General features: G+C 75.4%; 21 protein-coding genes. 2 read left to right on the top strand and 19 right to left on the bottom strand.

What is annotated here, in order from left to right:
* Positions 1-53: 53 nt before the first annotated feature.
* On the bottom strand, positions 54-1,172 hold the full coding sequence (gene pstS, locus U5M74_RS06490; protein WP_410907245.1) for a phosphate ABC transporter substrate-binding protein PstS: 1,119 nt from the start codon (positions 1,170-1,172) through the stop codon (positions 54-56).
* A gap of 246 nt (positions 1,173-1,418) precedes the next feature.
* Here pstS and U5M74_RS06485 point away from each other — a divergent pair, with 246 nt between their 5' ends.
* Positions 1,419-1,841, top strand: coding sequence for an organic hydroperoxide resistance protein (locus U5M74_RS06485; RefSeq protein WP_410907243.1), 423 nt, complete (start codon positions 1,419-1,421; stop codon positions 1,839-1,841).
* Between the two features lie 98 nt (positions 1,842-1,939).
* Here the strand turns inward: U5M74_RS06485 and U5M74_RS06480 are convergent, their stop codons facing one another.
* Together U5M74_RS06480 and U5M74_RS06475 are read right to left on the bottom strand one after the other, a co-directional pair.
* The gene (locus U5M74_RS06480; protein ID WP_410907241.1) at positions 1,940-2,656 is read right to left on the bottom strand and encodes a response regulator transcription factor; all 717 of its coding nucleotides are present in this window, start codon (positions 2,654-2,656) and stop codon (positions 1,940-1,942) included.
* Positions 2,653-3,930: a sensor histidine kinase gene (locus U5M74_RS06475; protein WP_410907239.1), complete on the bottom strand. Its 1,278-nt coding sequence runs from the start codon at positions 3,928-3,930 to the stop codon at positions 2,653-2,655. The genes U5M74_RS06480 and U5M74_RS06475 overlap by 4 nt, the downstream gene beginning before the upstream one ends.
* A gap of 214 nt (positions 3,931-4,144) precedes the next feature.
* Here U5M74_RS06475 and phoU point away from each other — a divergent pair, with 214 nt between their 5' ends.
* A complete protein-coding gene (gene phoU, locus U5M74_RS06470) occupies positions 4,145-4,816 on the top strand; it encodes a phosphate signaling complex protein PhoU (RefSeq protein WP_410907237.1) in 672 nt (223 codons plus the stop codon).
* Between the two features lie 169 nt (positions 4,817-4,985).
* On the opposite strand, the gene U5M74_RS06465 is transcribed toward phoU, so the two are convergent.
* The 16 genes from U5M74_RS06465 to hpt form a co-directional block, all read right to left on the bottom strand.
* Positions 4,986-5,726: a phosphoglyceromutase gene (locus U5M74_RS06465; RefSeq protein ID WP_069983341.1), complete on the bottom strand. Its 741-nt coding sequence runs from the start codon at positions 5,724-5,726 to the stop codon at positions 4,986-4,988.
* 79 nt (positions 5,727-5,805) lie between these two features.
* Positions 5,806-6,246 (bottom strand): nitroreductase family deazaflavin-dependent oxidoreductase, encoded by a 441-nt coding sequence (locus U5M74_RS06460; protein WP_410907235.1) that lies wholly within the window; start codon positions 6,244-6,246, stop codon positions 5,806-5,808.
* A gap of 31 nt (positions 6,247-6,277) precedes the next feature.
* A complete protein-coding gene (gene mshA / locus U5M74_RS06455; RefSeq protein ID WP_410907303.1) occupies positions 6,278-7,564 on the bottom strand; it encodes a D-inositol-3-phosphate glycosyltransferase in 1,287 nt (428 codons plus the stop codon).
* Between the two features lie 38 nt (positions 7,565-7,602).
* A complete protein-coding gene (locus tag U5M74_RS06450; protein ID WP_410907233.1) occupies positions 7,603-8,796 on the bottom strand; it encodes a lactonase family protein in 1,194 nt (397 codons plus the stop codon).
* Between the two features lie 180 nt (positions 8,797-8,976).
* Complete coding sequence (locus U5M74_RS06445; RefSeq protein ID WP_410907231.1) at positions 8,977-9,315, bottom strand: histone-like nucleoid-structuring protein Lsr2; 339 nt, start codon at positions 9,313-9,315, stop codon at positions 8,977-8,979.
* Positions 9,316-9,456: 141 nt separating this feature from the next.
* Positions 9,457-9,657 carry a hypothetical protein gene (locus U5M74_RS06440; protein WP_069984435.1) on the bottom strand — a complete coding sequence of 67 codons (201 nt, stop codon included), beginning with the start codon at positions 9,655-9,657 and terminating at the stop codon, positions 9,457-9,459.
* Positions 9,658-9,676: 19 nt separating this feature from the next.
* The gene (gene lysS / locus U5M74_RS06435; RefSeq protein WP_410907229.1) at positions 9,677-11,191 is read right to left on the bottom strand and encodes a lysine--tRNA ligase; all 1,515 of its coding nucleotides are present in this window, start codon (positions 11,189-11,191) and stop codon (positions 9,677-9,679) included.
* Positions 11,192-11,328: 137 nt separating this feature from the next.
* Complete coding sequence (locus U5M74_RS06430) at positions 11,329-12,273, bottom strand: Rossmann-like and DUF2520 domain-containing protein (protein WP_410907227.1); 945 nt, start codon at positions 12,271-12,273, stop codon at positions 11,329-11,331.
* The gene (locus U5M74_RS06425) at positions 12,270-14,093 is read right to left on the bottom strand and encodes a PH domain-containing protein (RefSeq protein WP_410907225.1); all 1,824 of its coding nucleotides are present in this window, start codon (positions 14,091-14,093) and stop codon (positions 12,270-12,272) included. Before U5M74_RS06425 ends, U5M74_RS06430 begins: the two co-directional genes overlap by 4 nt.
* Positions 14,090-14,602, bottom strand: coding sequence for a PH domain-containing protein (locus U5M74_RS06420; protein WP_410907223.1), 513 nt, complete (start codon positions 14,600-14,602; stop codon positions 14,090-14,092). The genes U5M74_RS06425 and U5M74_RS06420 overlap by 4 nt, the downstream gene beginning before the upstream one ends.
* 76 nt (positions 14,603-14,678) lie before the next feature.
* Positions 14,679-15,167 (bottom strand): DUF3180 domain-containing protein, encoded by a 489-nt coding sequence (locus U5M74_RS06415; protein ID WP_410907221.1) that lies wholly within the window; start codon positions 15,165-15,167, stop codon positions 14,679-14,681.
* Positions 15,167-17,086, bottom strand: a complete 1,920-nt coding sequence (folK, locus tag U5M74_RS06410) for a 2-amino-4-hydroxy-6-hydroxymethyldihydropteridine diphosphokinase (protein WP_410907219.1) — start codon at positions 17,084-17,086, stop codon at positions 15,167-15,169. The genes U5M74_RS06415 and folK overlap by 1 nt, the downstream gene beginning before the upstream one ends.
* Complete coding sequence (gene folP / locus U5M74_RS06405; protein ID WP_410907301.1) at positions 17,083-17,973, bottom strand: dihydropteroate synthase; 891 nt, start codon at positions 17,971-17,973, stop codon at positions 17,083-17,085. Before folP ends, folK begins: the two co-directional genes overlap by 4 nt.
* Before the next feature lie 82 nt (positions 17,974-18,055).
* The gene (gene folE, locus U5M74_RS06400) at positions 18,056-18,655 is read right to left on the bottom strand and encodes a GTP cyclohydrolase I FolE (RefSeq protein ID WP_410907299.1); all 600 of its coding nucleotides are present in this window, start codon (positions 18,653-18,655) and stop codon (positions 18,056-18,058) included.
* A 32-nt stretch (positions 18,656-18,687) separates the two neighbouring features.
* The gene (gene ftsH / locus U5M74_RS06395) at positions 18,688-20,712 is read right to left on the bottom strand and encodes an ATP-dependent zinc metalloprotease FtsH (protein WP_410907217.1); all 2,025 of its coding nucleotides are present in this window, start codon (positions 20,710-20,712) and stop codon (positions 18,688-18,690) included.
* A gap of 126 nt (positions 20,713-20,838) precedes the next feature.
* Positions 20,839-21,390 carry a hypoxanthine phosphoribosyltransferase gene (gene hpt / locus U5M74_RS06390; protein ID WP_069984564.1) on the bottom strand — a complete coding sequence of 184 codons (552 nt, stop codon included), beginning with the start codon at positions 21,388-21,390 and terminating at the stop codon, positions 20,839-20,841.
* Positions 21,391-21,394: the final 4 nt, after the last annotated feature.

Here is a 21,394-nt window from a genome sequence, read left to right as displayed (position 1 = left end):
TCCGTCCCCTGCTGGGGCGGACCGACCGCCGGCACCGTCGCCTGGCGGACGTGTCAGCCGACCGTGATCGCCTCGATCGCGGCCTGGGCGTCCGTCGCGATGCCCTCCGACAGCGGCGCGGAGCCCGCGGCGTCGGCGGCGGCCTGCTGGCCCTCCTCGGAGACGATGTAGGAGAGGAAGCCCTTGACGAGCTCGCCCTGCTCGGCGTCCGAGTAGCTCAGGCAGGCGATGCCGTAGGAGACGAGGACCAGCGGGTAGACGCCGGCCTCGGTCGTCGTGCGGTCGATCTCCACGGCGATGTCGTGCTCGTGGCGGCCCTCGACGCGCGGCGAGGCGTCGACCGTCGCGGCGGCGGCCTCCGGCGAGAACGGCACCCACTCCTCGCCGACCTTGATCGAGGCGGTCGCGAGCTCGCCGACCTTCGAGGCGTCGGCGTAGGTCACGGCGCCCTCGGCGCTCTGCACGGCCTGGACCACGCCGGAGGTGCCCTGCGCGGACTCGCCGCCGGAGATGTCCTCGGGGAAGACGCCGTCCGCCTCCCACGTCCAGGCGTCGGGCGCCGTGGCGGCGAGGTACTCGGTGAAGTTCTCGGTGGTGCCCGAGTCGTCGGAGCGGTGCACCGGCGTGACCGCTGTGTCGGGCAGCTCGACGCCGGGGTTGTCAGCCGCGATGGCCTCGTCGTTCCACGTGGTGATCTTGCCGGAGAAGATGCCGGCGATCGTCGCGGGGGCCAGGTTGAGCGAGTCGACGCCCGGCAGGTTGAAGGCCACGGCGATCGGGCTGACGTAGACCGGGATGTCGATGGCGCCGTCGGGGCCGCAGACCTCCTGCGAGGTGGTCAGCTCCTCGTCGTCCAGCGCGGCGTCCGAGCCGGCGAAGGCGACGCCGCCGGCGAGGAACTGCTCGCGGCCCGCGCCGGAGCCGGCGGGGTCGTAGTTGACGGTGACGTCCGGGTTCTGGCTCTGGAAGCCGGCACGCCAGGCCTCCATGGCGGACTCCTGCGAGCTGGCGCCGGCGCCGGCGAGGGTGCCGGAGAGGTCTCCCGAGGCGCTCTCCTCGGGAGCGGCCGAGCCGGAGCCGGTGGGGTCGTCGGAGCCGCAGGCGGCGAGGGTCAACGCGAGCGCGCCGACCAGCACGGCGGAACCAGCGCGGGAGATGCGGCTGAGCTTCACGTGGCGATCCATCCTGTTCACACGTCAGTTGCACCGGCTCGTGCCGGCGTCGACGTTGACGCTAGGGAGGCAAGGTGGCCCGATCCCCATCCGGCGGTGAACGCGAGGTGAACAGTGCCGGAAGGGGCGGACGGCCGCGCCGTGACACCGCGCGCCCCGAAAGGTTCTGGGCTAGCGTCTGTCGCATTTGCCCGGTCCCGTCACCCGTCCGCGGCCACGGCGGGCCACCTCCACGGAAGGACGCCCATGACGACCCTCTACACCGCCGAGGCCCTGTCCACCGGCGCCGGCCGCGACGGCCACGTGCGCACCAGCGACGGCCGCCTCGACCTCGAGCTCGCCCCGCCGAAGGAGATGGGCGGTTCCGGCGAGGGCGCCAACCCCGAGCAGCTGTTCGCCGCCGGCTACGCGGCGTGCTTCCACTCCGCCCTGCAGGCGGTGGCCCGCTCGCAGAAGGTCGCGGTGACCGACAGCAGCGTCGGCGCCCGCGTGGGGATCGGCCCGGACGGCGAGGGCGGCTACCGGCTCGAGGTGCTCCTCGAGGTCGTGCTGCCGGGCGTGCCGCACGAGCAGGCGCAGGCCCTGGCCGACGCCGCGCACCAGGTGTGCCCGTACTCCAACGCGACGCGCGGCAACATCGACGTCACGGTCAGCGTCGTCGAGGACTGACCGCCGCCGCCCGCCGTCGGACCCCCGCTCGCACCGGGCCGGCCACCGTCGGCGCGCCTGGGCCGGGCGTCCGCGTGCCCGGAACGGCTCCGCGAGGGTCAGGCGTCGTCGTCCGCCAGCTTGTAGCCCAGCCCGCGCACGGTCAGCAGGTAGCGCGGGGCGCCCGGGTCTGGCTCGATCTTCGCGCGGATGCGCTTGACGTGGACGTCGAGCGTCTTGGTGTCGCCCACGTAGTCGGGGCCCCACACCCGGTCGATGAGCTGCCCGCGGGTGAGCACGCGGCCGGCGTTGCGCATCAGCAGCTCGAGCAGGTCGAACTCCTTGAGCGGCAGGGCCACCGGCTCGCCGCCCACCAGCACGGTGTGCCGGTCGACGTCCATGCGCACCGGCCCCACCTCCAGCACGCCGTCGTGCTCCTCGTCCGGGCTGCCGGTGCCGTCCTGCGCCGCGGCGGGCGAGCGGCGGCGCAGCACGGCCCGGACGCGCGCGAGCAGCTCGCGGAACGAGTACGGCTTGGTGACGTAGTCGTCGGCGCCGAGCTCCAGGCCCACGACCTTGTCGATCTCGGTGTCCTTGGCGGTGAGCATGATGACGGGCACGTCGCCCCGCTGGCGCAGCTCGCGGCACACCTCGGTGCCGGGCAGCCCCGGCAGCATGAGGTCGAGCAGCACGAGGTCGGCGCCCTCGGCGTCGTAGCGCTCGAGCGCCTCGGTGCCGGTGGCGGCCTCGACGACGTCGAAGCCTTCACGGGTCAGCTGGTAGGTCAACGGGTCGCGGTAGGACTCCTCGTCCTCGACCACGAGGATGCGCGTCACGCACCCACCTCCTCGGATGTCGCGGCGGTGCCGGCGCCGTCGGTGCGCCGGACCGTGCCGGTGTGGGCGGCGCCGGGACCGGCGCCGTCGGTCTGCCCGGGGTCGGCGTCGTCGTCCGACGCCGACCGGGCGGAGTGCTGCACGTCGGCAGCGGGGATGCGCAGGGTGAACGTGGAGCCCTTGCCGGGCTCGGACCACATCTGCACGTCGCCGCCGTGGTCGGCCGCCACGTGCTTGACGATCGACAGGCCTAGGCCGGTGCCGCCGGTGTCGCGGGAGCGGGCCGGGTCCACCCGGTAGAAGCGCTCGAACACGCGCTCCTGCTCGTCGGCGGCGATGCCGATGCCCTGGTCCACGACGGCGATCTCGACGAGCCCGGCGCGCTGCGTGACGCCCACGCCCACCCGGGTGTTGGGCGGCGAGTAGCTGACGGCGTTGTCGAGCAGGTTGCGCACGGCCGTGACGAGCAGGTTGTGGTCGCCATAGACGATGCAGTCCTCGCCGCCGCCCACGGTGATGACGATGTTCTTGGCCTGCGCCGTCGTGCGCGCCCGGTCCACCGCCTCGGCCACGACGTCGGCGACCTGCACGGTGCGCACGTCGGACAGCGCGCCCGTGGCCTGCAGCCGGGACAGCTCGATGATCTCGTGCACGAGCGCCGAGAGGCGCGTGGCCTCGCGCTGCATGCGCTCGGCGAACCGGCGCACCGCCACCGGGTCGTCGGCGGCGTCCTGCACCGTCTCGGCGAGCAGGGCGAGCGCGCCGACGGGCGTCTTGAGCTCGTGCGAGACGTTGACGACGAAGTCGCGGCGGATGGCCTCGACGCGGCGCGCCTCGGTGCGATCCTCGGCGAGCACGAGCATGCGGTCGCGGCCCAGCGGGGCCACGCGCACCTGCAGCAGCACCGTGCCGGAGCCGATGGGACCGCGGGGCAGCTCGAGCTCCTGCTCGCGGATGACGCCATCGCGGCGCACCTCGTCGACCATCTCGCGCACCGCGGCGTGGGCCACCTCGTCGTTGCGCACGACGCCCAGGGCGTACGCGGGCGGCGAGGCGCGCAGCACGTCGTCGTCGGCGTCGAGCACCACGGCCGCGGACCGCAGCACCGACAGCACGCGCACGAGGCCGTCCTCGAGCTCCGGGGCCGTGGCGGCGGCGGGCACGCGGCGCTGGGCGCGCTCCGACACCCGGAACGCGACCGTGGCGATCACGCCCACCACGACGCCGAGGATGCCGGCCGCCAGCACCGACACCCCGGGGATGATCTCGTCCACGGTGCCAGCGTAGGCGCGCCGCAGGAGTGCCTCGGGCCACCGTGGCCGGGTCCGACGCGCGCTTCGGTTGATGTTCACCGGCAGGGCGCCCGTCGTTCACCGGAGCGTTCACGCGCGCATGACAGCCTGGCGGGGTGCCCCGAGCGTGCGCGCACCCGTCCGCGCGGGTGGCGCCGTCCGACAGACGTCCCGGGCGCCCTGCGAGAGGAACCTGATGCGAGAGATCTTCGAGGCCGAGCTGCACCAGCTGGGCGACGACCTGGTCGCCATGAGCCGTCTGGTGGAGTCGGCCGTGACCCGAGCGGGCCGCGCCCTGCTCGAGGCCGACCTCCAGACGGCGCAGGAGGTGATCGAGGCCGACCACGCGATCGACCAGCTGCAGCGCGACCTCGACGAGCGCTGCGTGCACCTCCTCGCTCAGCAGGCACCGGTGGCCACCGACCTGCGCACCGTCGTCTCCGCGCTGCGGATGAGCTCCACGCTGGAGCGCATGGGCGACCTCGCCCGCCACGTGGCGCAGGTGGCGCGCGGCCGCTACCCCGCCGCGGCGATCACCGGCTCGGCCCGGGCCACGTTCGAGCAGATGCACGCGGCTGCGGTCGACGTCTCCGGCCGCGTCACCACGCTGCTGTCCACCCACGACGTCGACCTGGCCAAGGCGATCGAGGCCGGCGACGACCGCCTGGACGACCTGCACGCCGACACGTTCGCCGCGCTGCTGTCGCCGGAGTGGTCGGGCACGACGCAGGAGGCCATCGACGTCACGCTGGTGGGCCGCTACTACGAGCGGTTCGGCGACCACGCCGTGTCGATCGCACGGCGCGTCGTGTTCCTGGTGACCGGCGAGTTCGCCGAGGACCCCCGGGCCGCCGCCGAGAGGGCCTGAGCGCAGAAGGCCCGAGCAGCGAACGCCTGACACGCCCGGCCGCGGCTGCGCCGTCACCCGGCCCGGCACGACGACGGCGGTGCTCCCCTCCGTGGGGAGCACCGCCGTCGTCGTCCTGCCGGCCGCTACCGACCCTGCCGCTACCGACCCCCGGGGGCCGGCGGCCGGGTCACTTGCCCTGGTTGGCCACCGCGGCGATGGCCGCCTTCGCGGCCTCCGGGTCGAGGTAGGTGCCGCCGCGGGTCACGGGCTCGAGGGTCTCCTCGTCGAGCTCGTAGACCAGCGGGATGCCCGTCGGCACGTTGAGGCCGGCGATCGTCTCGTCGTCGATGCCGTCGAGGTGCTTGATGATGGCGCGCAGCGAGTTGCCGTGCGCCGCCACGAGCACCGTCCTGCCCGCCCTGAGGTCCGGCACGATCTCGTCGTCCCAGTAGGGCAGGGCCCGCACGAGCACCTGCTTGAGGGCCTCGGCGCGCGGGATCGGCTCGCCGGCGTAGCGCACGTCGGCGTCCTGCGAGAACTCCGAGCCGAGCTCGATCTCGGGCGGCGGCACGTCGTACGAGCGGCGCCAGAGCATGAACTGCTCCTCGCCGTACTCCTCGCGGATCTGCTTCTTGTCCTTGCCCTGGAGGGCGCCGTAGTGGCGCTCGTTGAGGCGCCACGAGCGCTTGACGGGGATCCAGTGGCGGTCGGCCTTGTCGAGCGCGAAGTTCGCGGTCATGATCGCGCGACGCAGCAGCGAGGTGTGCACGACGTCCGGCGCGATCCCGGCCTCGGCGAGGAGCGTGCCCCCACGCTTGGCCTCCTCGACGCCCTTCTCCGACAGGGCCACGTCGACCCAGCCGGTGAACAGGTTCTTCGCGTTCCACTCGCTCTCGCCGTGGCGGAGCAGCACGAGGGTGTAGGTCATGGGTCCCATCCTGCCGTGTTCCGCGGCCGGGGGCGACGAGGGGCCGCCGCGCGGACGGTGCCGGCCGGCCCGCCGGCGGTCAGTCGTCGGCCGGCTCGAGGACCAGCACGGGGATGACCCGCTCGGTCCGCTCCTGGTAGTCCGCGTAGTCGGGGTAGGCGGCCACCGCGAGCTCCCACCACCGGGCGCGCTCGTCGCCGTGCACCTCGCGGGCCACGTAGTCGCGCCTGACGGAGCCGTCCTGCAGCTCCACCCGCGGGTGGGCGACGACGTTGTGGTACCACTGCGGGTGCTGCGGGGCGCCGCCGAGGGACGCGACGACGGCGTACCGGCCGTCGTGCTCGACGCGCATGAGCGGGGTCTTGCGCAGCCTGCCCGTCCGCGCGCCGACGGTCGTCAGGACGACGACGGGCATGCCGCGCAGCGTCGTGGCCTGCGTGCCCTGGGAGGACTCGTAGGCCTCGGCCTGCGTGCGGGCCCACTCGGACGGGCTGGGGGCGTAGTCACCGGTGAGAGGCATGCGGCCATCCTGATGGCGCCGGCCGCGCATGTCATCCGGACCGGGCCGCGCGCGTCTTGCGCGCCTGCTCGTACACGTCGAGCATCGCGGCGGCCGCGCGCTCCCACGAGAACCGCTCGCCGGCCCGGCGCGCCCCCGCGCCCAGCGCGGCCCGGCGCTCGGGGTCGGCGAGCAGGTCGCCGAGCGCCCGCGCCCACGAGCCGGGCCGGTGGTCGGGCACGAGCACGCCGGAGACGCCGTCGACGACGACGGTGCGCAGGCCGCCCACCGCCGCCGCCACCACGGGCGTGCCGCAGGCTTGGGCCTCGGCCGCCACGAGGCCGAACGACTCGTTGTGCGAGGGCACCGCGACGACGTCGGCCGCGCGGTACCAGTCGGCCAGCTCGTGCCGCGGCACCGGGGGCTGCACGCGCACCCGGTCGCGCACGCCGAGCTGGTGCGCGAGGGCCTCGAGCTCCCGCACCGCCGTCGCGCGCCCGCTGGCCCCGCCGAGGACGACGAGCAGCGGCGCGCCCGCGCCGTCGGCACTGTCGCCGTCGCCGCCGGCACTGTCGCCGTCGCCGCCGGCGGCCCCGGTCAGGAGCGGCAGCGCGCGCACGAGCACGTCGGGGCCCTTGAGGAGCTGGACGCGGCCCGCGAACAGCACCACGGGGCGGTCCACCGGCAGCCCCAGGCGCTCGCGCAGCGCGCGCCGGGCCGCCTCCCCGCCCGCCAGCGGGGTGAACGTGCCCAGGTCGACGCCCGGTGCCACCACGTGCACCAGGTCGGGGTCGGCCCCGTAGCGCTCGACGAGGTCGGCGGCCTCCTCGCGGGTGGAGGCGACGAGCGCGTCGGCCGCGCCCACCACCTGCTCCTCGCCGATGACCCGGCCCCGCGGCTCGGGGGCGTCGCCCGGCGCCAGCGCGGCGTTCTTCACCTTCGCCATGGTGTGCATCGTGTGCACGAGCGGCACGTCCCAGCGCTCGGCGGCGAGCCAGCCGACCTGGCCGCTGAGCCAGTAGTGGGTGTGCACGACGTCGTACCAGCCCTCCGGCCGGTGCGCCTCGGCCCGCAGCACGCCCGCGGTGAAGGCGCACAGCTGCCCGGGCAGGTCGTTCTTGTCGAGCCCTTCGAACGGGCCGGCGGGCACGTGCAGCACGCGGATGCCCGGCTCGGCGTCGACCACCGGCGGCTGCGCCGACGACGTCGCACGCGTGTAGACCTCCACCTGGGCGCCGGAGCGGGCCAGCGCGCGCGCCAGCTCGAGCACGTAGACGTTCATGCCGCCGGCGTCGCCGGTGCCGGGCTGGTCGAGCGGCGAGGTGTGCACCGAGAGCATCGCCACGCGCGGCCCGCGGCCGGCGGGCTGCGGCTGCGTCACCACGCCTCCAGCACGCAGGCGGGCGGCGTCGGCATCGGCAGCCGGTGCACCACCTCGCCCGCGCCGGTGCGCGGGTCCACGCGCACGGAGACCAGCTCGGAGGTGCCCTGCAGCGCGACGACGACGAGGTCCTCGTGCGCCGCGAGCGGCCCGCCGCCCTCGGCCCGCGCCGCACCGCGGTCGACGACCGCGTGGTGACGCGGCCAGGCGCCCGCGCCCAGCGGCACGTCGGCGCGGTGCGCCCAGCGGACGCCGTCGAGCACCGACCCGGGCCCGGCCTCGACGCCGGCGGGCGCCACGCCGAGCACCGTGAGCACGTCGGGGCCGCGCACGCCCACGTACAGCGCCTCGTCGGGCGCCGCGAGGCTCGCCGTGACGTGCGCGGCCTGCACCGGCGTGCCCTCCGGCAGCGTGGCCTCGAGGTCGACCAGCGGCGCCGAGCCGAGGTGCTCGTACCCGCCGTCGGGCTGCGGGAGCAGCACGTGCGCGCGCCCGTCGAGCTCGCCGACGACGACGAGGTGGCCGGCGCACCGCACGGCGTGCCGCGGCCCGGTGCCGGGCGGCAGCGGGACGGTGCGCGCGGCGTCCTCGCCGGCGTCGCCCGGGCCGCCCGCGGGGTAGCGCCGCAGCTCGTCGGTGCCGAGGTCGCTCACCAGCACCTCGTCGGCCTCGCCGGGGTGGACGAAGTGGGCGTGCGGGCCCTCCTGCCGGTCGGCGACCGGGCCGGACCCGTGGTGCCGGAACGTGGCGACGCCCTCGGCGGCGGGCACGCCGGTGGCCGGGTCGACGGGCAGCCGCGCGGCGACGCCGTCGCCGTAGTTGGCCACCCAGACCTCGCCGTCGAGCGCCAGCACGTGGCAGGGGAACGCCCCGCCCGAGGCGAGCGAGCCGACGGCGGCCAGGAGGGTGGCGGGCGCGTCCCCGCCCGCGGCGTCCTCGCCGTCGAGCACCTCGAGCGCGGTGAGCGTGCCCGGGTCGTCCTCCCCCACCGCGTACAGCGTGCGGCCCGAGGGGTGCAGCGCCAGGAACGACGGCGCGGGCAGCGTGACCGCGAGCCGGGGCTCGCCGAAGGCACCGGTGCGCAGGTCGACGTCCACGCGCCAGACGCCCTCGCCGGAACCGGGAGAGGCGCCCTCGCGCTGGTAGGTGCCGATCCACAGGGCGCGGGTCGCGGCCCGGTCAGACGTCATGGCGAGAAGCCTATTGCGGCGCGCGGCGCCCGCAGGCCGCGGCGTCGCACGCTCCCCGCCGGCGCGGCCGGACAGCACAACGCCCCGGCCGGGGAGACCCGGACGGGGCGCGGTGCGGGCCGGCGGCGCCGGGGCCGCCGGTCGGGGTCAGCGCGGGATCAGCGCGGGATCAGCGCGGGATCAGTGCGCCGCCTCGAAGGCGTTCATGACCTCGGAGGAGATGCGGCCGCGGTCGGAGACCTGGTAGCCGTTCTCCTTGGCCCACTCGCGGATCTTCGCGAGCTGCGCACGGTCGGTCCCGGTGCGGCGGGGGGCGCTGCCGCTGGGACGGGCGCCCATGCGCGTGGTCGTCTTGCGCGCGTGGCCGATCCACGTCGCGAACGCGTCACGCAGCTCGGCGGCGTGCGCCGAGCTGAGGTCGATCTCGTAGGTGACGCCGTCGAGAGCGAAAGAGACGGTCTCCTCCGCCTCCGCGCCGTCGATGTCGTCGATGAGAACGACCTGAGTCTTCTGGACCACGAAGGACCGCCTTTCACCGGCAGGAATGTCTACGACGCATTGAGCATGGCCGTAGCGCATTCCGGTGTCAACGCGACGCGCGGGGCATTTCCCTAATGCGTGCGCCTTAGCGGTCGACGCGAAAGGTATTTGCGCCGGGCGTCATTCCGGGGACGACGTGGAACCCGCCGGACCGGCCGATTCCTGAGCGCGCCGCGCGTCTTCCGCGTCGAGCCGCGCGAGCGCCTCGCGCTCGTTGCGGTCGGCGCGGAAGATCTTGCGCATCGCGAACCAGAAGAGCAGGCCCACGCCCACCGAGGGCGCGAGCGCGATGAGCGACGCGGTGATGACGTCCGGGTTCATGACGGTGACCTCGTGGTCCTCAGGCCTGCGGCTTCACGAGCGGGAACAGGATGGTCTCGCGGATCCCCAGCCCGGTCAGGGCCATGAGCAGGCGGTCGACGCCCATGCCCATGCCGCCGGCCGGGGGCATCGCGTACTCCATCGCGGTGAGGAAGTCCTCGTCGAGCTTCATGGCCTCGGCGTCGCCGGCCGCGGCGAGCATTGCCTGCGCCTCGAAGCGCTGGCGCTGGATCACCGGGTCCACGAGCTCGGAGTAGGCGGTGGCGAGCTCGAACCCGCGCACGTACAGGTCCCACTTCTCCACCTGGCCGCGGACGCTGCGGTGGTCGCGCGTCAGCGGGGAGGTCTCCACCGGGAAGTCCCGCACGAACGTCGGGGCGCTCAGGTGGTCACCCACCTGGTGCTCCCACAGCGCCTCGACGAGCTTGCCGTGGTTGACGGCCTTCCGCTCGACGTCCACGTCCAGCCTCGCGGCGATCTTCAGCAGGTCCTCGACCGACGTCTCGGGGGTGATCTCCTCCCCCAGCGCCTCCGAGAGCGAGCCGTACATGGTCAGCTGCGCCCACTGCCCGCCGAGCTCGTACTCCTCGCCGTCCGCGAGCGTCACCAGCGTGCCGCCGAGGACCTCCTGCGCGGCGGTCTGCACGAGGTCCTGGGTGAGCTCGGCCATCGTGTCGTAGTCGCCGTAGGCCTCGTAGGCCTCGAGCATCGCGAATTCCGGCGAGTGCGTGGAGTCGGCGCCCTCGTTGCGGAAGTTGCGGTTGATCTCGAAGACGCGCTCGACGCCGCCCACGACCGCCTTCTTCAGGAAAAGCTCCGGGGCGATTCGCAGATAGAGGTCGATGTCATAGGCATTCATGTGCGTCTCGAACGGACGCGCCGCCGCGCCGGAGGCGATCGTCTGCAGCATCGGGGTCTCGACCTCGAGATATCCCCGCCGGTGGAAGTTGTCGCGCATCGAGCGCACGACGCCGGCCCGCAGCCGCACCATGTCCCGCGCGGCCGGGCGCGCGATGAGGTCGACGTACCGCTGGCGGACGCGCGACTCCTCGCTGAGGTCCTTGTGCAGCACCGGCAGCGGGCGCAGCGCCTTGGCGGCGATCTGCCACTCGTCGGCGAAGACGCTCAGCTCGCCGCGGCGCGACGAGCCGACGCGGCCGTGCACGAACAGGTGGTCGCCGAGGTCGACGTCGGCCTTGAACGCGGCCAGCCGCTCCTCGCCGACCTCCTTCTGGCTCAGCATCGCCTGGAGGCGGTGGCCGGCGCCGTCCTGCAGCGTGACGAAGCACAGCTTGCCGGTGTTGCGCAGGAACACGACGCGGCCGGCGACGCCCGCGACGTCCTCGGTCTCCTGGCCGGCCTCGAGGTGCGCGTAGGACTCGCGGACCTGCTCGATCGTGTGCGTGACGGGCACGCCCACCGGGTAGGCCTCGCCCCCGGCGGCGATGATCCGCTCGCGCTTCTCGCGGCGGACGCGCAGCTGCTCGGGCAGGTCGTCGGCGTCGGGAGCGGGGGTGTTCTCGGCGGAGGTCACCAGCCGATCCTACCGGCGCCGGACGGCCGCGATCCGGGCTCTCGGGCACCCGTCCGAGAGGTACCGGTCACTCCCTCAGGGTTGTCAGCACGAGCGCAGGTCGGAGCCTGCGCTCGTGCTGACGACGGCCGGCGGGGTCAGTCGTCCGCCGGGCGGTGGGCGCCAAGGACGTCGAGCAGCCGCTGGGCCGCGGCGTCGTCGATCCGGTGGCTCGCGACGGCGCGGCGGGCGGCGCCGCGGGCGAGCTGCGCGTACGACGCCGGCAGGTCCGTCGCGCCCGTGCGGGCCGCGAGGCCGCCGAGGGCCTCCAGGTGCGCGGCCACAGCCACAGCGTCGCCGGCCGGCACCGCTCCGCCGAGCGCCGCCACCGCGCCGGGCCCCGCGCCGTCCTCGCGCGTGTCCGCGGCGCGCGTCGCACCGTCGAGCGCGGCCGTGAGCAGCGGGCGCAGCAGGCGGCCCGGCTGCGCGACGCCGGCGGCCTCGAGCGCCTGCGCGGCCTGCGCCACGAGGACGACGAGGTGGTCGGCGCCGTGCGCCAGGGCCGCGTGGTAGAGCGGCCGGGAGGCCTCGTCGACGATCACGGGCTCGCCGCCGACCTCGACGACGAGCGCCTGCCCGATCGGCTGGACCGCCGCGGGCGCGGTGACCGCGAAGGTGGTGCCCTCGAGGCGCGCCAGGTCGAGCGAGGTGCCGGTGAACGTCATCGCCGGGTGGACCGCCAGCGGGATCGCGCCCGCCTGGCGCGCCGGCTCGAGCACCGCGGTGCCGTGCCGGCCGGAGGTGTGCACGACGAGCTGGCCGGTCTGCCACGCGCCGACGCCGGCGAGCCCGGCGACGAGGTCGGCCAGGGCGTCGTCGGGCACCGCGAGCAGCACGAGCTCCGAGCGCTCCACGACCTCCTCGACCGTGAGGGTGGGGACGCCGGGCAGCAGCGTGGCGATGCGCTCGCGCGAGGCCTCGCTGATGCCGCTGGCGCCGACGACGGCGTGGCCGGTGGCGCGCAGGGCGCTGCCCAGCACCGCGCCGACCCGGCCGGCACCGACGACGCCGACGCCGAGTCGGCCGGGACGCCGGTCGGTCATCCCCGCACCTCCGGGCCGGCGTCCGCGCCCGGGACGGCGGCCTCCGTGCGGGCGACCGCCTCGGCGGGCGCGACGTCGGCGCGGTTCGCCTCGGCCACCTGGGCCCGCTGCTCCATCCAGCGCTCCGGCCCGGCGGCGGCGCGGGCGGTGCGGGCGCGGCGCGCCTGCTCCTCGAGCAGCCGACCGGCGTCGGCGGCGTCGAGGTGCGCCACGGCGGGCGCGACCGGGCCCGGCGTCGAGTGCACGGTGAACGTGCCGAGGCCCAGCCGGCGCTGCCACGGCCCCTGCGCGACCGCGAGCGACTGGGTGCGCTCGTGCGGCACCAGCACGAGCCGGCGCACGACGCGGCCGCTGCGCAGCAGCAGGGCACGGTCGGTGACGGCGAACCCGTTGCGCCGCCACGCCACCGGGTCGAGCCAGCGCGAGCGCCGCGGCGCGACGGTGAACGCCCCGTCGGCATCCGTGCCGGTCAGGCCCTCGTCGAGCAGGCGCAGCGGGTCCTCGGTGCCCAGGTCGGGCAGCACGAGCCAGAGCGCGGTGAGCGCCTCGGCGCGCGGGCCCACGGGCAGCAGCACGTTCTGCGACTCGGTGTTCTCGCCCGTCGCGTACCCGGCCACGTTGACCTTGACGCGCCACCAGTCCGGGCCGCGCCACAGCGGGCCCTGCGTGAGCGAGACCGCCTGGACGCGGCCGGGCGGGATGGTCTGGGCCCGGGTCTCGAGCAGGCCGTGGCGCAGCCGGATGCCGTCCGGGGACAGCGCCGCGCGGAACCCGAACTCGCCGGCGAAGCGCTGGAACAGGTAGCCGCCGCCGCCGAGCACCGCCGGGGCGGCCGACACGAGGATGCCGAGGTTCCGCGTCAGCGCGACGGCGACGACCATGCCGACGAGGCCGAGCGCGACGAACCACAGGGCCGGGGACCGCAGCAGCGAGTGCACGAGCCGGCCCGCCGGCACCTCGTAGAGCTGCTCCTCGGGCGCCTCGTCGATGTCGTCGACGTCACCGACGCCGTCGACGTCGTCGACGTCGCCGAGGCCGCCGATGTCGCCGAGGCCGGCGGCGGGGCCGGCCGGCGCGGTGCGGTCGAGCGGGGCGCCGTCGGGACGGGCGCCGTCGGCGGCGACAGGCGCGCCGTCGGCGGCGGTGGGGCCGGCGGGCGTGCCGACGGGGGCGCCGGGCACGCCGTCGGCCGGGGTGCCGTCCGGCGCGGCGACAGGAGCGGCGGCGGCAGCGTCGGCCACCGGCGCCGCGGCCGGGGCGGGCGCGCCGCGACGGGCCTTGACGCCGGCCGCGCGGGCGAGCAGGTCGGCGCGCAGGCGGCGGGCGTCCTGCTCGCGCAGGAACCCGATCGCCACACCGGAGCCGCTGCCGCCGGCCACCTCGAGGGTGAGCTCGGCCAGCCCCCCGAGCCGCGCCAGCAGCGGCTGGCGGATGTCGATGGCCTGCAGCCGGTCGAGCCGCGCGTGCCGCTGCTGGCGGAACACCACGCCCTTGCGCAGGTGGACCGCGTCGTCGTCGACCGCGTAGGCGGTCATGCGCCAGGCGAGGGCGGCGAGGCCGAAGATCAGCGCCAGGAGCACCAGGCCGGCGAGCGTGGCCTTCCACCACAGGCCCGAGACCTGGCCCACCGCGGCGGCGGCGCCGCCGACCGCCTCGAGCTGGTCGAGCGTCTGGTGGCCGACGAACGCGACCGCCACCAGGATCACCGACCAGCCCCGCACGAACGGCGTGACCGGGTGCATGCGGTGCCAGGTGAGGTCGCCCGCGGGCACCTCCGGGTCGCGAACGCCGTCGCGGGGCGTCGGGTCGGCGGCGCTCACAGCCCGGCCAGCCTCGCCTCGCCGCGCGCCGAGAGCCGGTCGCGCAGCCGCTCGGCCTCCGCCGGGGGCAGCCCGGGGATCACGGCGTCCGTGGCCGCCGCGGCCGTGTGCAGCTGCACCTTGGCGATGCCGAGCCTGCGGTCGAGCGGCCCGGCCTCGACGTCCACGTACTGCATGCGCCCGTACGGCACCACCACGAGCGAGCGGAACAGCACGCCCTTGCGCACCAGCAGGTCGTCGTCGCGCTCGGCGTAGCCGAGCGCGCGCACCTGGCGCGGCACGACCACGGCGGTGGCGAGGAAGATCGCGGCCGGCACGCCGGCGAGGATCCACCACCACGGGGAGAACGCGAGCGCGAGCACGGCCCCGGCCACCACCGGCAGGAGCACGGTGATGCCGCCCGAGACGAGGCGGGCGGTCACCAGGCGCGGCGAGACGCTGCGGAACTCGACGCCGTCGGGCTCGAACGGGGCCGCGGGGTCACCGGACGTGCGCTCTGGGGTGGCCATGGCGCCCATCCTCGCACCGAGGCCGCGCCAGGTCAGCAGCCCCGGCCGCCCGCGCGCGTCGGGCGGCGACGCCGCCTCACCAGCTCATCGGCGCCGCGCCGCCCTCGCCCTCCTCGGCGTCCTCGTCGTCGGGCGGGGGCAGCTCGCAGAACCTCTCGACCACCAGCCCGACGACCGCCAGCACGAGAGCGCACAGGGCGGCGACGGCGGCCGCGAGCACCCGGTCGCGCAGCGCGGCGATGTCCAGGTCGCCGAGCAGCCCCAGCACGGTGGCGAGGTACCGGCCGGCCAGGATCGCGCCCGTCAGCGCGCCGGCCTTCGCCAGCACGAAGGTGCGCGCGGCGCGGATCGGGTCGAGGTCCGGCCGGTCGCCCTTCTGGTAGGCGCGCACCGCCCAGCCCATCCAGAAGATCACCACGGCGAGCAGGAGGATCGCGACGTCCTCGACCCAGGCGACCGGAGGCAGGTGCACGCCCTGGGCGGCGAGCGCGCGGCCGACCACCGCGCCCACGACGGCGACGCCGAGGACGACGGCGAGCAGCGTGCGGACGGACGTGCGGCGCATCAGCGGGCGGCGTCCGCGCCGTCGGGTGTGCCGCTCCCGGCGGCACCGCCCGCACGGTCGGCCCGCTCGGGGCGGTCCTCGCCCTCGGGGTCCGCAGGGTCGGCGGGCTCGAGGCGGCTCGACGGCGGCGCGCCGCCGTCCGCCGGCTCGACGGCGGTCATGACCGCCGTCCCGGCCCGGGGCGCCTCGGGCTCGTCGTGCGGGTGCACGGGCGCCCAGTGCGGTCGCTCGGTGGGCGCCGGCGCGGCGTCGGCGGGCAGCTCCCACGGGGCCGGCGGCGCGGCGGGGTGCTCGGCCGACGGGTCGTCGGCGCGCTCGGCGGGCGGCGCGTCGTCGGCCCGGCCCACCGGCTCGACGAACGGGCGCGGCGCGAGGATCCCGGACTCCTCCACCAGCGGGCCGGGCGTCGTCGCCAGCGGGCCGGGCGTCGTCGCCCGCGGGGCGGCCGGCGTCCCGGACGCCGGCACGCCGGTGACCAGCGGCTCGTGGGGCCGCTCGGTCTCGCCGCGCTCGACGGCGTCGGCCTCCGTGGCTCCGGAGGGGTGCTCCCTGTCGTCCGGGTCGGCCGCGGGCTCCTCGCCCGGGTACGGCTCGGCCGCGCCCGGCGGAGCCGCCTCGGCCACCGGCTCCTCGGCCGCGGGCGCCGCGTCGAACGGCTCCTCGGCGGCGGCCGCCGGCTCTCCGGCCGCGAGCGCCGCGTCGAACGGCTCCTCGGCCGGGACCTGCTCGACCGGTGCGGCGGGCAGCATGCCGCTGCGCGTCGTCGGCTCGGTCAGCCAGTCGAGCGCCATCCAGCGGATGCCGGCGCGGTCGGGCGCCGTCTCCGCCAGGCGCGCCACCGGCCCGCCGCCCAGGCCGGGCAGCACGGCGTCGGGCTGGACCTCGGTCCAGGGCACCAGCACGAAGGCGCGCTCGTGCGCCCGCGGGTGCGGCACCTCGAGCTCGTCGTCGGCGGCCACGAGGGCGCCGTAGGCCACCACGTCGACGTCGAGCGTGCGCGGGCCCCAGTGCTCCTCGCGCACGCGGCCGTGCGCGTTCTCCACCGCCTGGCAGGCACGCAGGAGGCCGCGCGCCGACAGCGTGGTGCGGGCCAGCACGACGGCGTTGAGGTAGTCGGGCTGGTCGGGGCCGCCCACCGCCGCCGTGCGGGCCAGCGGGGAGACGTCCACGACCTCGAGCCCCGGCCGGGCGTCGAGGTCCACCACGGCCTGGCGCAGCGTGGTCTGCGGGTCGCCGAGGTTGGCGCCGATCGCGAGCACCACGTCGACCGCGTCGACCGGCTCGGTGTCGAGCCGGTCGGCGGCCGACGGGACGGGCACCGGGGCCGACACCGGCCTCGGCTCGGCCGGTCCGAGCCCCGGCGCCGGGGCGGCGGGCACCGGGGTCCCGGCGGCCTCGCCCGGGCGGACGGCGGGCAGGGGCTCCGCGCCCACGAGCGGGTCCGCGCCGACGAGGGGCTCGGCGCCGTCGAGCGGGTCCGCGCCGGCGTCCGGGAACGCCTCGACCACCGGCGTGCGCACCCGGTCGCGGCGGATCGCCACGTCGACGTCCTGGAACGGCACCGTGATCGGCGCCTGCGGCTTGTGCACCCGCACGTCGACGGCGACCACGGCGGGCCGCGTCAGCACGGCGGCGGCGATGCGCTCGGCGACGGTCTCCACGAGGTCGGCCGGCGAGCCGGCGAGGACGGCGTGCACGTCCTCGGCCACGTCGGCGTAGCTCACGGTGGCCCCGAGGTCGTCACCGGCCGCGGCGTGCCGGGTGTCCAGGTGCAGCACGACGTCCGCGCGGAACTCCTGGCCCTCCTCGCGCTCGTGGGCGAAGACGCCGTGGTGGCCGGTGGCGGTGACGCCCGTCAGGCGCACCTGGTCGAGCGGCAGGCCGTCCGGGCCGGCCACGGGGGTCGCGAAGATCGTCATGGGCGGGACGCCTCCCCGGGGGTCGGTCGCTTCGCAGCGTCGGTCGTGTCGTCGGTCGTGTCGTCGGTCGTGGTGCCGGAGGCAGTCTCCGCCCGCGCGGCCTCCCACGCGGCCGCGACGCGCACGGCGTCCGCGGTGGCTCGCGCGGCGTGGACGCGCACGGCCCACGCGCCGGCCGCGGCGGACAGCGCCGAGACGGCCGCGGTGGCGTGGTCGCGCTCGGCCGGCGCCGCGGGCGCGCCGTCGGCGCCGGCCAGCAGCCGCCCGAGGAACCGCTTGCGGCTGGCCCCGACCAGCACCGGGCGGCCGAGCCCGTGCAGCGCGTCCAGGTGCGCCAGCAGCGGCCAGTTGAGGTCGCCGGACTTGGCGAACCCGAGGCCCGGGTCGAGCACCACCTGCTCGCGCCGCACGCCGGCGGACTCCAGCGCCGCCAGGCGGGTGGCGAGCTCGTCGCGGACGTCCGCGACGACGTCGTCGTACACCTCGCGGGAGTCCATGACGTCGGCGTGGCCGCGCCAGTGCATGCAGACGTACGCGGCGCCGGTCTCGGCGACGACGCGGCCCATCTGCGGGTCGGCGAGGCCGCCGGAGACGTCGTTGACGATGCGGGCGCCGGCGGCGACCGCGCGCTCGGCCACCGCCGCCCGGGTGGTGTCGACGGAGACCACCGCGCCCTGCGCGGCGAGCCGCTCGATCACCGGCAGCACGCGCGCGAGCTCCTCGTCCTGCGGCACGCGCGCGGCGCCGGGCCGCGTCGACTCGCCGCCGACGTCGAGGATGTCCGCGCCCTCGGCCAGCAGGTCGAGGCCGTGCCGCACGCCGGCGTCGGGCTCGAACCACTGCCCGCCGTCGGAGAACGAGTCGGGCGTGATGTTGACGACGCCCATGACGAGGCAGCGCCCGACCGCGGACAGCTCCGGCAGGCCGGCGACGGCGGCGTCGCGCGCGGCGGTCGGCGAGGCCACGGGCCTACTTCCCGAGGAGGCTCATCGCCTCGGCACGCGTGGCGGGGTTGCGCAGCTGCCCGCGCACGGCCGAGGTGACCGTGCGGGAGCCGGGCTTGCGCACCCCGCGCATCGACATGCACAGGTGCTCGCACTCGACGACCACGAGCACGCCCCGCGGCTCGAGGATGCGCACCATGGCGTCCGCGATCTGCGTGGTGAGGCGCTCCTGCACCTGCGGGCGGCGGGCGTAGACCTCGACGAGCCGGGCGAGCTTGGACAGGCCGGTGATCTTGCCGTCCTCGTTGGGGATGTACCCGACGTGGGCGACGCCGTGGAACGGCACGAGGTGGTGCTCGCAGGTGGAGTACACCTCGATGTCGCGGACGATCACCATCTCCTCGTGCCCGATGTCGAACACGGTGGTCAGGACGTCCTCGGGCTCCTGGCGCAGCCCCGCGAAGATCTCCTGGTACGCCCGCGCCACCCGCGCCGGGGTGTCCCGCAGGCCCTCGCGCTCGGGGTCCTCCCCGATCGCCAGCAGCAGCTCGCGCACGGCGGCCTCCGCGCGGGCCACGTCGTACGGCGGGATCTCCGCGGCAGGGCGCACGTTCGCGGAGACCACCGGCGACAGCCGCTCCGTGGCGTGGTCGGTGGTCACTCCTGGACCTCGCCGATCCGCTGCGGGGGCAGCTCGTCGCTGGCCGCGGCGGCCTCGTCCTGCGGCACGACGTGGCCGTTGCCGTTGCCGTTGAGCTCGCCCGCGGTCATCACCGGGCCGCGGGTGTGCACCGTGCGCTGCTCGCTCGAGAGCCACACGTCGCGCGCCTCGCGCTTGACGACGGGGGCGAACACCTCGGCCAGCTCGGCCTGGTTGAGCGTCTCCTTCTCCATGAGGCGCAGCACCAGGTCGTCGAGCACGTCGCGGTACTGGGTGAGCACCTCCCACGCCTCGTCGTGCGCCGCCTCCACGAGCTTGCGCACCTCGTGGTCGACGGTGCCGGCGACGGCCTCGGAGTAGTCGCGCTGGTGGCCGTAGTCACGGCCGAGGAACGGCTCGCCGCTGCCCGTGCCGAGCTTGATCGCGCCGACCTTCTCGCTCATGCCGTACTCGGTGACCATCTTGCGGGCGATGGAGGTCGCCTTCTCGATGTCGTTGCTCGCACCCGTGGTGGGGTCGTGGAACACGATCTCCTCGGCAACGCGCCCGCCCATCGCGTAGGCGAGCTGGTCGAGCAGCTCGTTGCGGGTGGTCGAGTACTTGTCCTCGGTGGGCATGACCATCGTGTAGCCCAGCGCCCGCCCGCGCGGCAGGATCGTCACCTTGGTGACGGGGTCGGTGTAGCGCATCGCCGCCGCCACCAGGGCGTGCCCGCCCTCGTGGTAGGCCGTGATCTTCTGCTCCTTGACGTTCATCACGCGGGTGCGCTTCTGCGGCCCGGCGACGACGCGGTCGATCGCCTCGTCCAGCGCGCGGTCGTCGATGAGCTGGGCGCCGCTGCGCGCGGTGAGCAGCGCCGCCTCGTTGAGCACGTTGGCCAGGTCCGCGCCGGTGAAGCCGGGCGTGCGGCGGGCCACGGCGGCCAGGTCGACCTGCGGCACCATCGGCTTGCCCTGCGCGTGCACCTTGAGGATCGCCTCGCGGCCCTTGAGGTCGGGGGCCTCGACGGCCACCTGGCGGTCGAAGCGGCCGGGGCGCAGCAGCGCGGGGTCGAGGATGTCGGGGCGGTTGGTCGCCGCGATGAGGATGACGTTCGTCTTGACGTCGAAGCCGTCCATCTCGACGAGCATCTGGTTCAGCGTCTGCTCGCGCTCGTCGTGCCCGCCGCCCATGCCGGCGCCGCGGTGGCGGCCGACGGCGTCGATCTCGTCGACGAAGATGATGGCCGGCGCGTTCTGCTTGGCCTGCTCGAACAGGTCGCGCACGCGCGAGGCGCCGACGCCGACGAACATCTCGACGAAGTCCGAGCCGGAGATGGAGTAGAACGGCACGCCGGCCTCGCCGGCGACGGCGCGCGCGAGCAGCGTCTTGCCGGTGCCGGGCGGGCCGTACAGCAGCACGCCCTTGGGGATCTTGGCGCCGACGGCCTGGAACTTGCCCGGCTCGGCCAGGAACTCCTTGATCTCGTAGAGCTCCTCGACCGCCTCGTCCACGCCCGCGACGTCGGCGAACGTCACCTGCGGCATGTCCTTGGAGATCAGCTTGGCGCGCGACTTGCCGAAGCCCATCACCCGGTTGCCGCCGCCCTGCATGCGGGACATGAGGAACCAGAAGACGAGACCGATGATGAGGAAGGGGATGAGCAGCGACATCAGCGAGCCCCAGAAGCTCGGCTGCGGCACCTCGGAGTCGAACCCGTCCGGCGGGTCGGCCCGCGTGATCGCCTCGGCCACCACGTCGCCCTGCGGCTCCACGTAGTAGAACTCGACGTCGCGCCCGAGGTTCTGCTCCTCGTCGCCGGTGCCGGTGACGAAGTCTTCGCTCAGCCTCAGCTCGACGCGCTGCTCGCCGTCGATCACCGTGGCGTGCTCGACCGTGCCGTCGCGCAGCAGCTCCAGGCCCTGGAAGGTCTCGATCCGCGCCGTGCGAGGTGTCATGAGCGCGCCCCAGGCGAGGGCGAGGATGAGCAGGCCCGCCACGATCCAGACGATGGGGCCACTGAGGATCTTCTTGATGTTCATCGGCGACGGGGGCAGTCCCCCGCATCCCTTCGTTCGCGCAAAGACTGTGCCTCGAAACTACACGCTGTACCTGGGTGGTCGATGAGTGTTCGCCCAGGGCGCGACGCGGCCCCCAGCGCGCCCGCGTCAGCTGTAGACGTGCGGCGCGAGCGTCGCGACGAACGGCAGGTTGCGGTACTTCTCCGCGTAGTCGAGCCCGTAGCCCACCACGAACTCGTTGGGGATGTCGTAGCCGACGTAGCGGACGTCGACCTCGACCTTCGCGGCGTCGGGCTTGCGCAGCATCGCCGCGATCTCCACCGACGCCGGGCCGCGCGAGCGCAGGTTGGCCACGAGCCAGGAGAGCGTGAGGCCGGAGTCGATGATGTCCTCGACGATCAGCACGTGCCGGCCGGTGAGGTCGGCGTCGAGGTCCTTGAGGATCCGCACCACGCCGGACGACTTGGTGCCCGAGCCGTAGCTCGACACCGCCATCCAGTCCATCTGCATCGGGTGGTGCAGGCGGCGCGCGAGGTCCGCCATCACCATGACCGCGCCCTTGAGCACGCCGACGAGCAGCAGGTCCTTGCCCGCGTAGTCGGCGTCGATCTGGGCGGCCATCTCGTCGAGCTTGGTGCCGATCTGCTCCTCGGTGAGCAGGATCTCGGCGATGTCGCCGGCGACGTCCGACTGGTCCACGGGT

Origin of the sequence: Puerhibacterium sp. TATVAM-FAB25, from assembly GCF_046535855.1 — a bacterium.
Classification (GTDB): domain Bacteria; phylum Actinomycetota; class Actinomycetes; order Actinomycetales; family Cellulomonadaceae; genus Puerhibacterium; species Puerhibacterium variabilis_A.
The sequence above is the reverse complement of the archived record's forward strand: the minus strand, read 5'-3'. Positions and strand labels throughout refer to the sequence as shown.

Excerpts from the sequence above, each read along its gene's own strand:
- U5M74_RS06485 (WP_410907243.1), top strand. The coding sequence starts at position 1,419 with ATGACGACCCTCTACACCGCCGAGGCCCTGTCCACCGGCGCCGGCCGC.
- phoU (WP_410907237.1), top strand. The coding sequence starts at position 4,145 with ATGCGAGAGATCTTCGAGGCCGAGCTGCACCAGCTGGGCGACGACCTG.
- U5M74_RS06465 (WP_069983341.1), bottom strand. The coding sequence starts at position 5,726 with ATGACCTACACCCTCGTGCTGCTCCGCCACGGCGAGAGCGAGTGGAAC.
- U5M74_RS06460 (WP_410907235.1), bottom strand. The coding sequence starts at position 6,246 with ATGCCTCTCACCGGTGACTACGCCCCCAGCCCGTCCGAGTGGGCCCGC.
- mshA (WP_410907303.1), bottom strand. The coding sequence starts at position 7,564 with ATGCTCTCGGTGCACACCTCGCCGCTCGACCAGCCCGGCACCGGCGAC.
- U5M74_RS06450 (WP_410907233.1), bottom strand. The coding sequence starts at position 8,796 with ATGACGTCTGACCGGGCCGCGACCCGCGCCCTGTGGATCGGCACCTAC.
- U5M74_RS06440 (WP_069984435.1), bottom strand. The coding sequence starts at position 9,657 with ATGAACCCGGACGTCATCACCGCGTCGCTCATCGCGCTCGCGCCCTCG.
- U5M74_RS06430 (WP_410907227.1), bottom strand. The coding sequence starts at position 12,273 with ATGACCGACCGGCGTCCCGGCCGACTCGGCGTCGGCGTCGTCGGTGCC.
- U5M74_RS06420 (WP_410907223.1), bottom strand. The coding sequence starts at position 14,602 with ATGGCCACCCCAGAGCGCACGTCCGGTGACCCCGCGGCCCCGTTCGAG.
- U5M74_RS06415 (WP_410907221.1), bottom strand. The coding sequence starts at position 15,167 with ATGCGCCGCACGTCCGTCCGCACGCTGCTCGCCGTCGTCCTCGGCGTC.
- folK (WP_410907219.1), bottom strand. The coding sequence starts at position 17,086 with ATGACGATCTTCGCGACCCCCGTGGCCGGCCCGGACGGCCTGCCGCTC.
- folP (WP_410907301.1), bottom strand. The coding sequence starts at position 17,973 with ATGGGCGTCGTCAACATCACGCCCGACTCGTTCTCCGACGGCGGGCAG.
- ftsH (WP_410907217.1), bottom strand. The coding sequence starts at position 20,712 with ATGAACATCAAGAAGATCCTCAGTGGCCCCATCGTCTGGATCGTGGCG.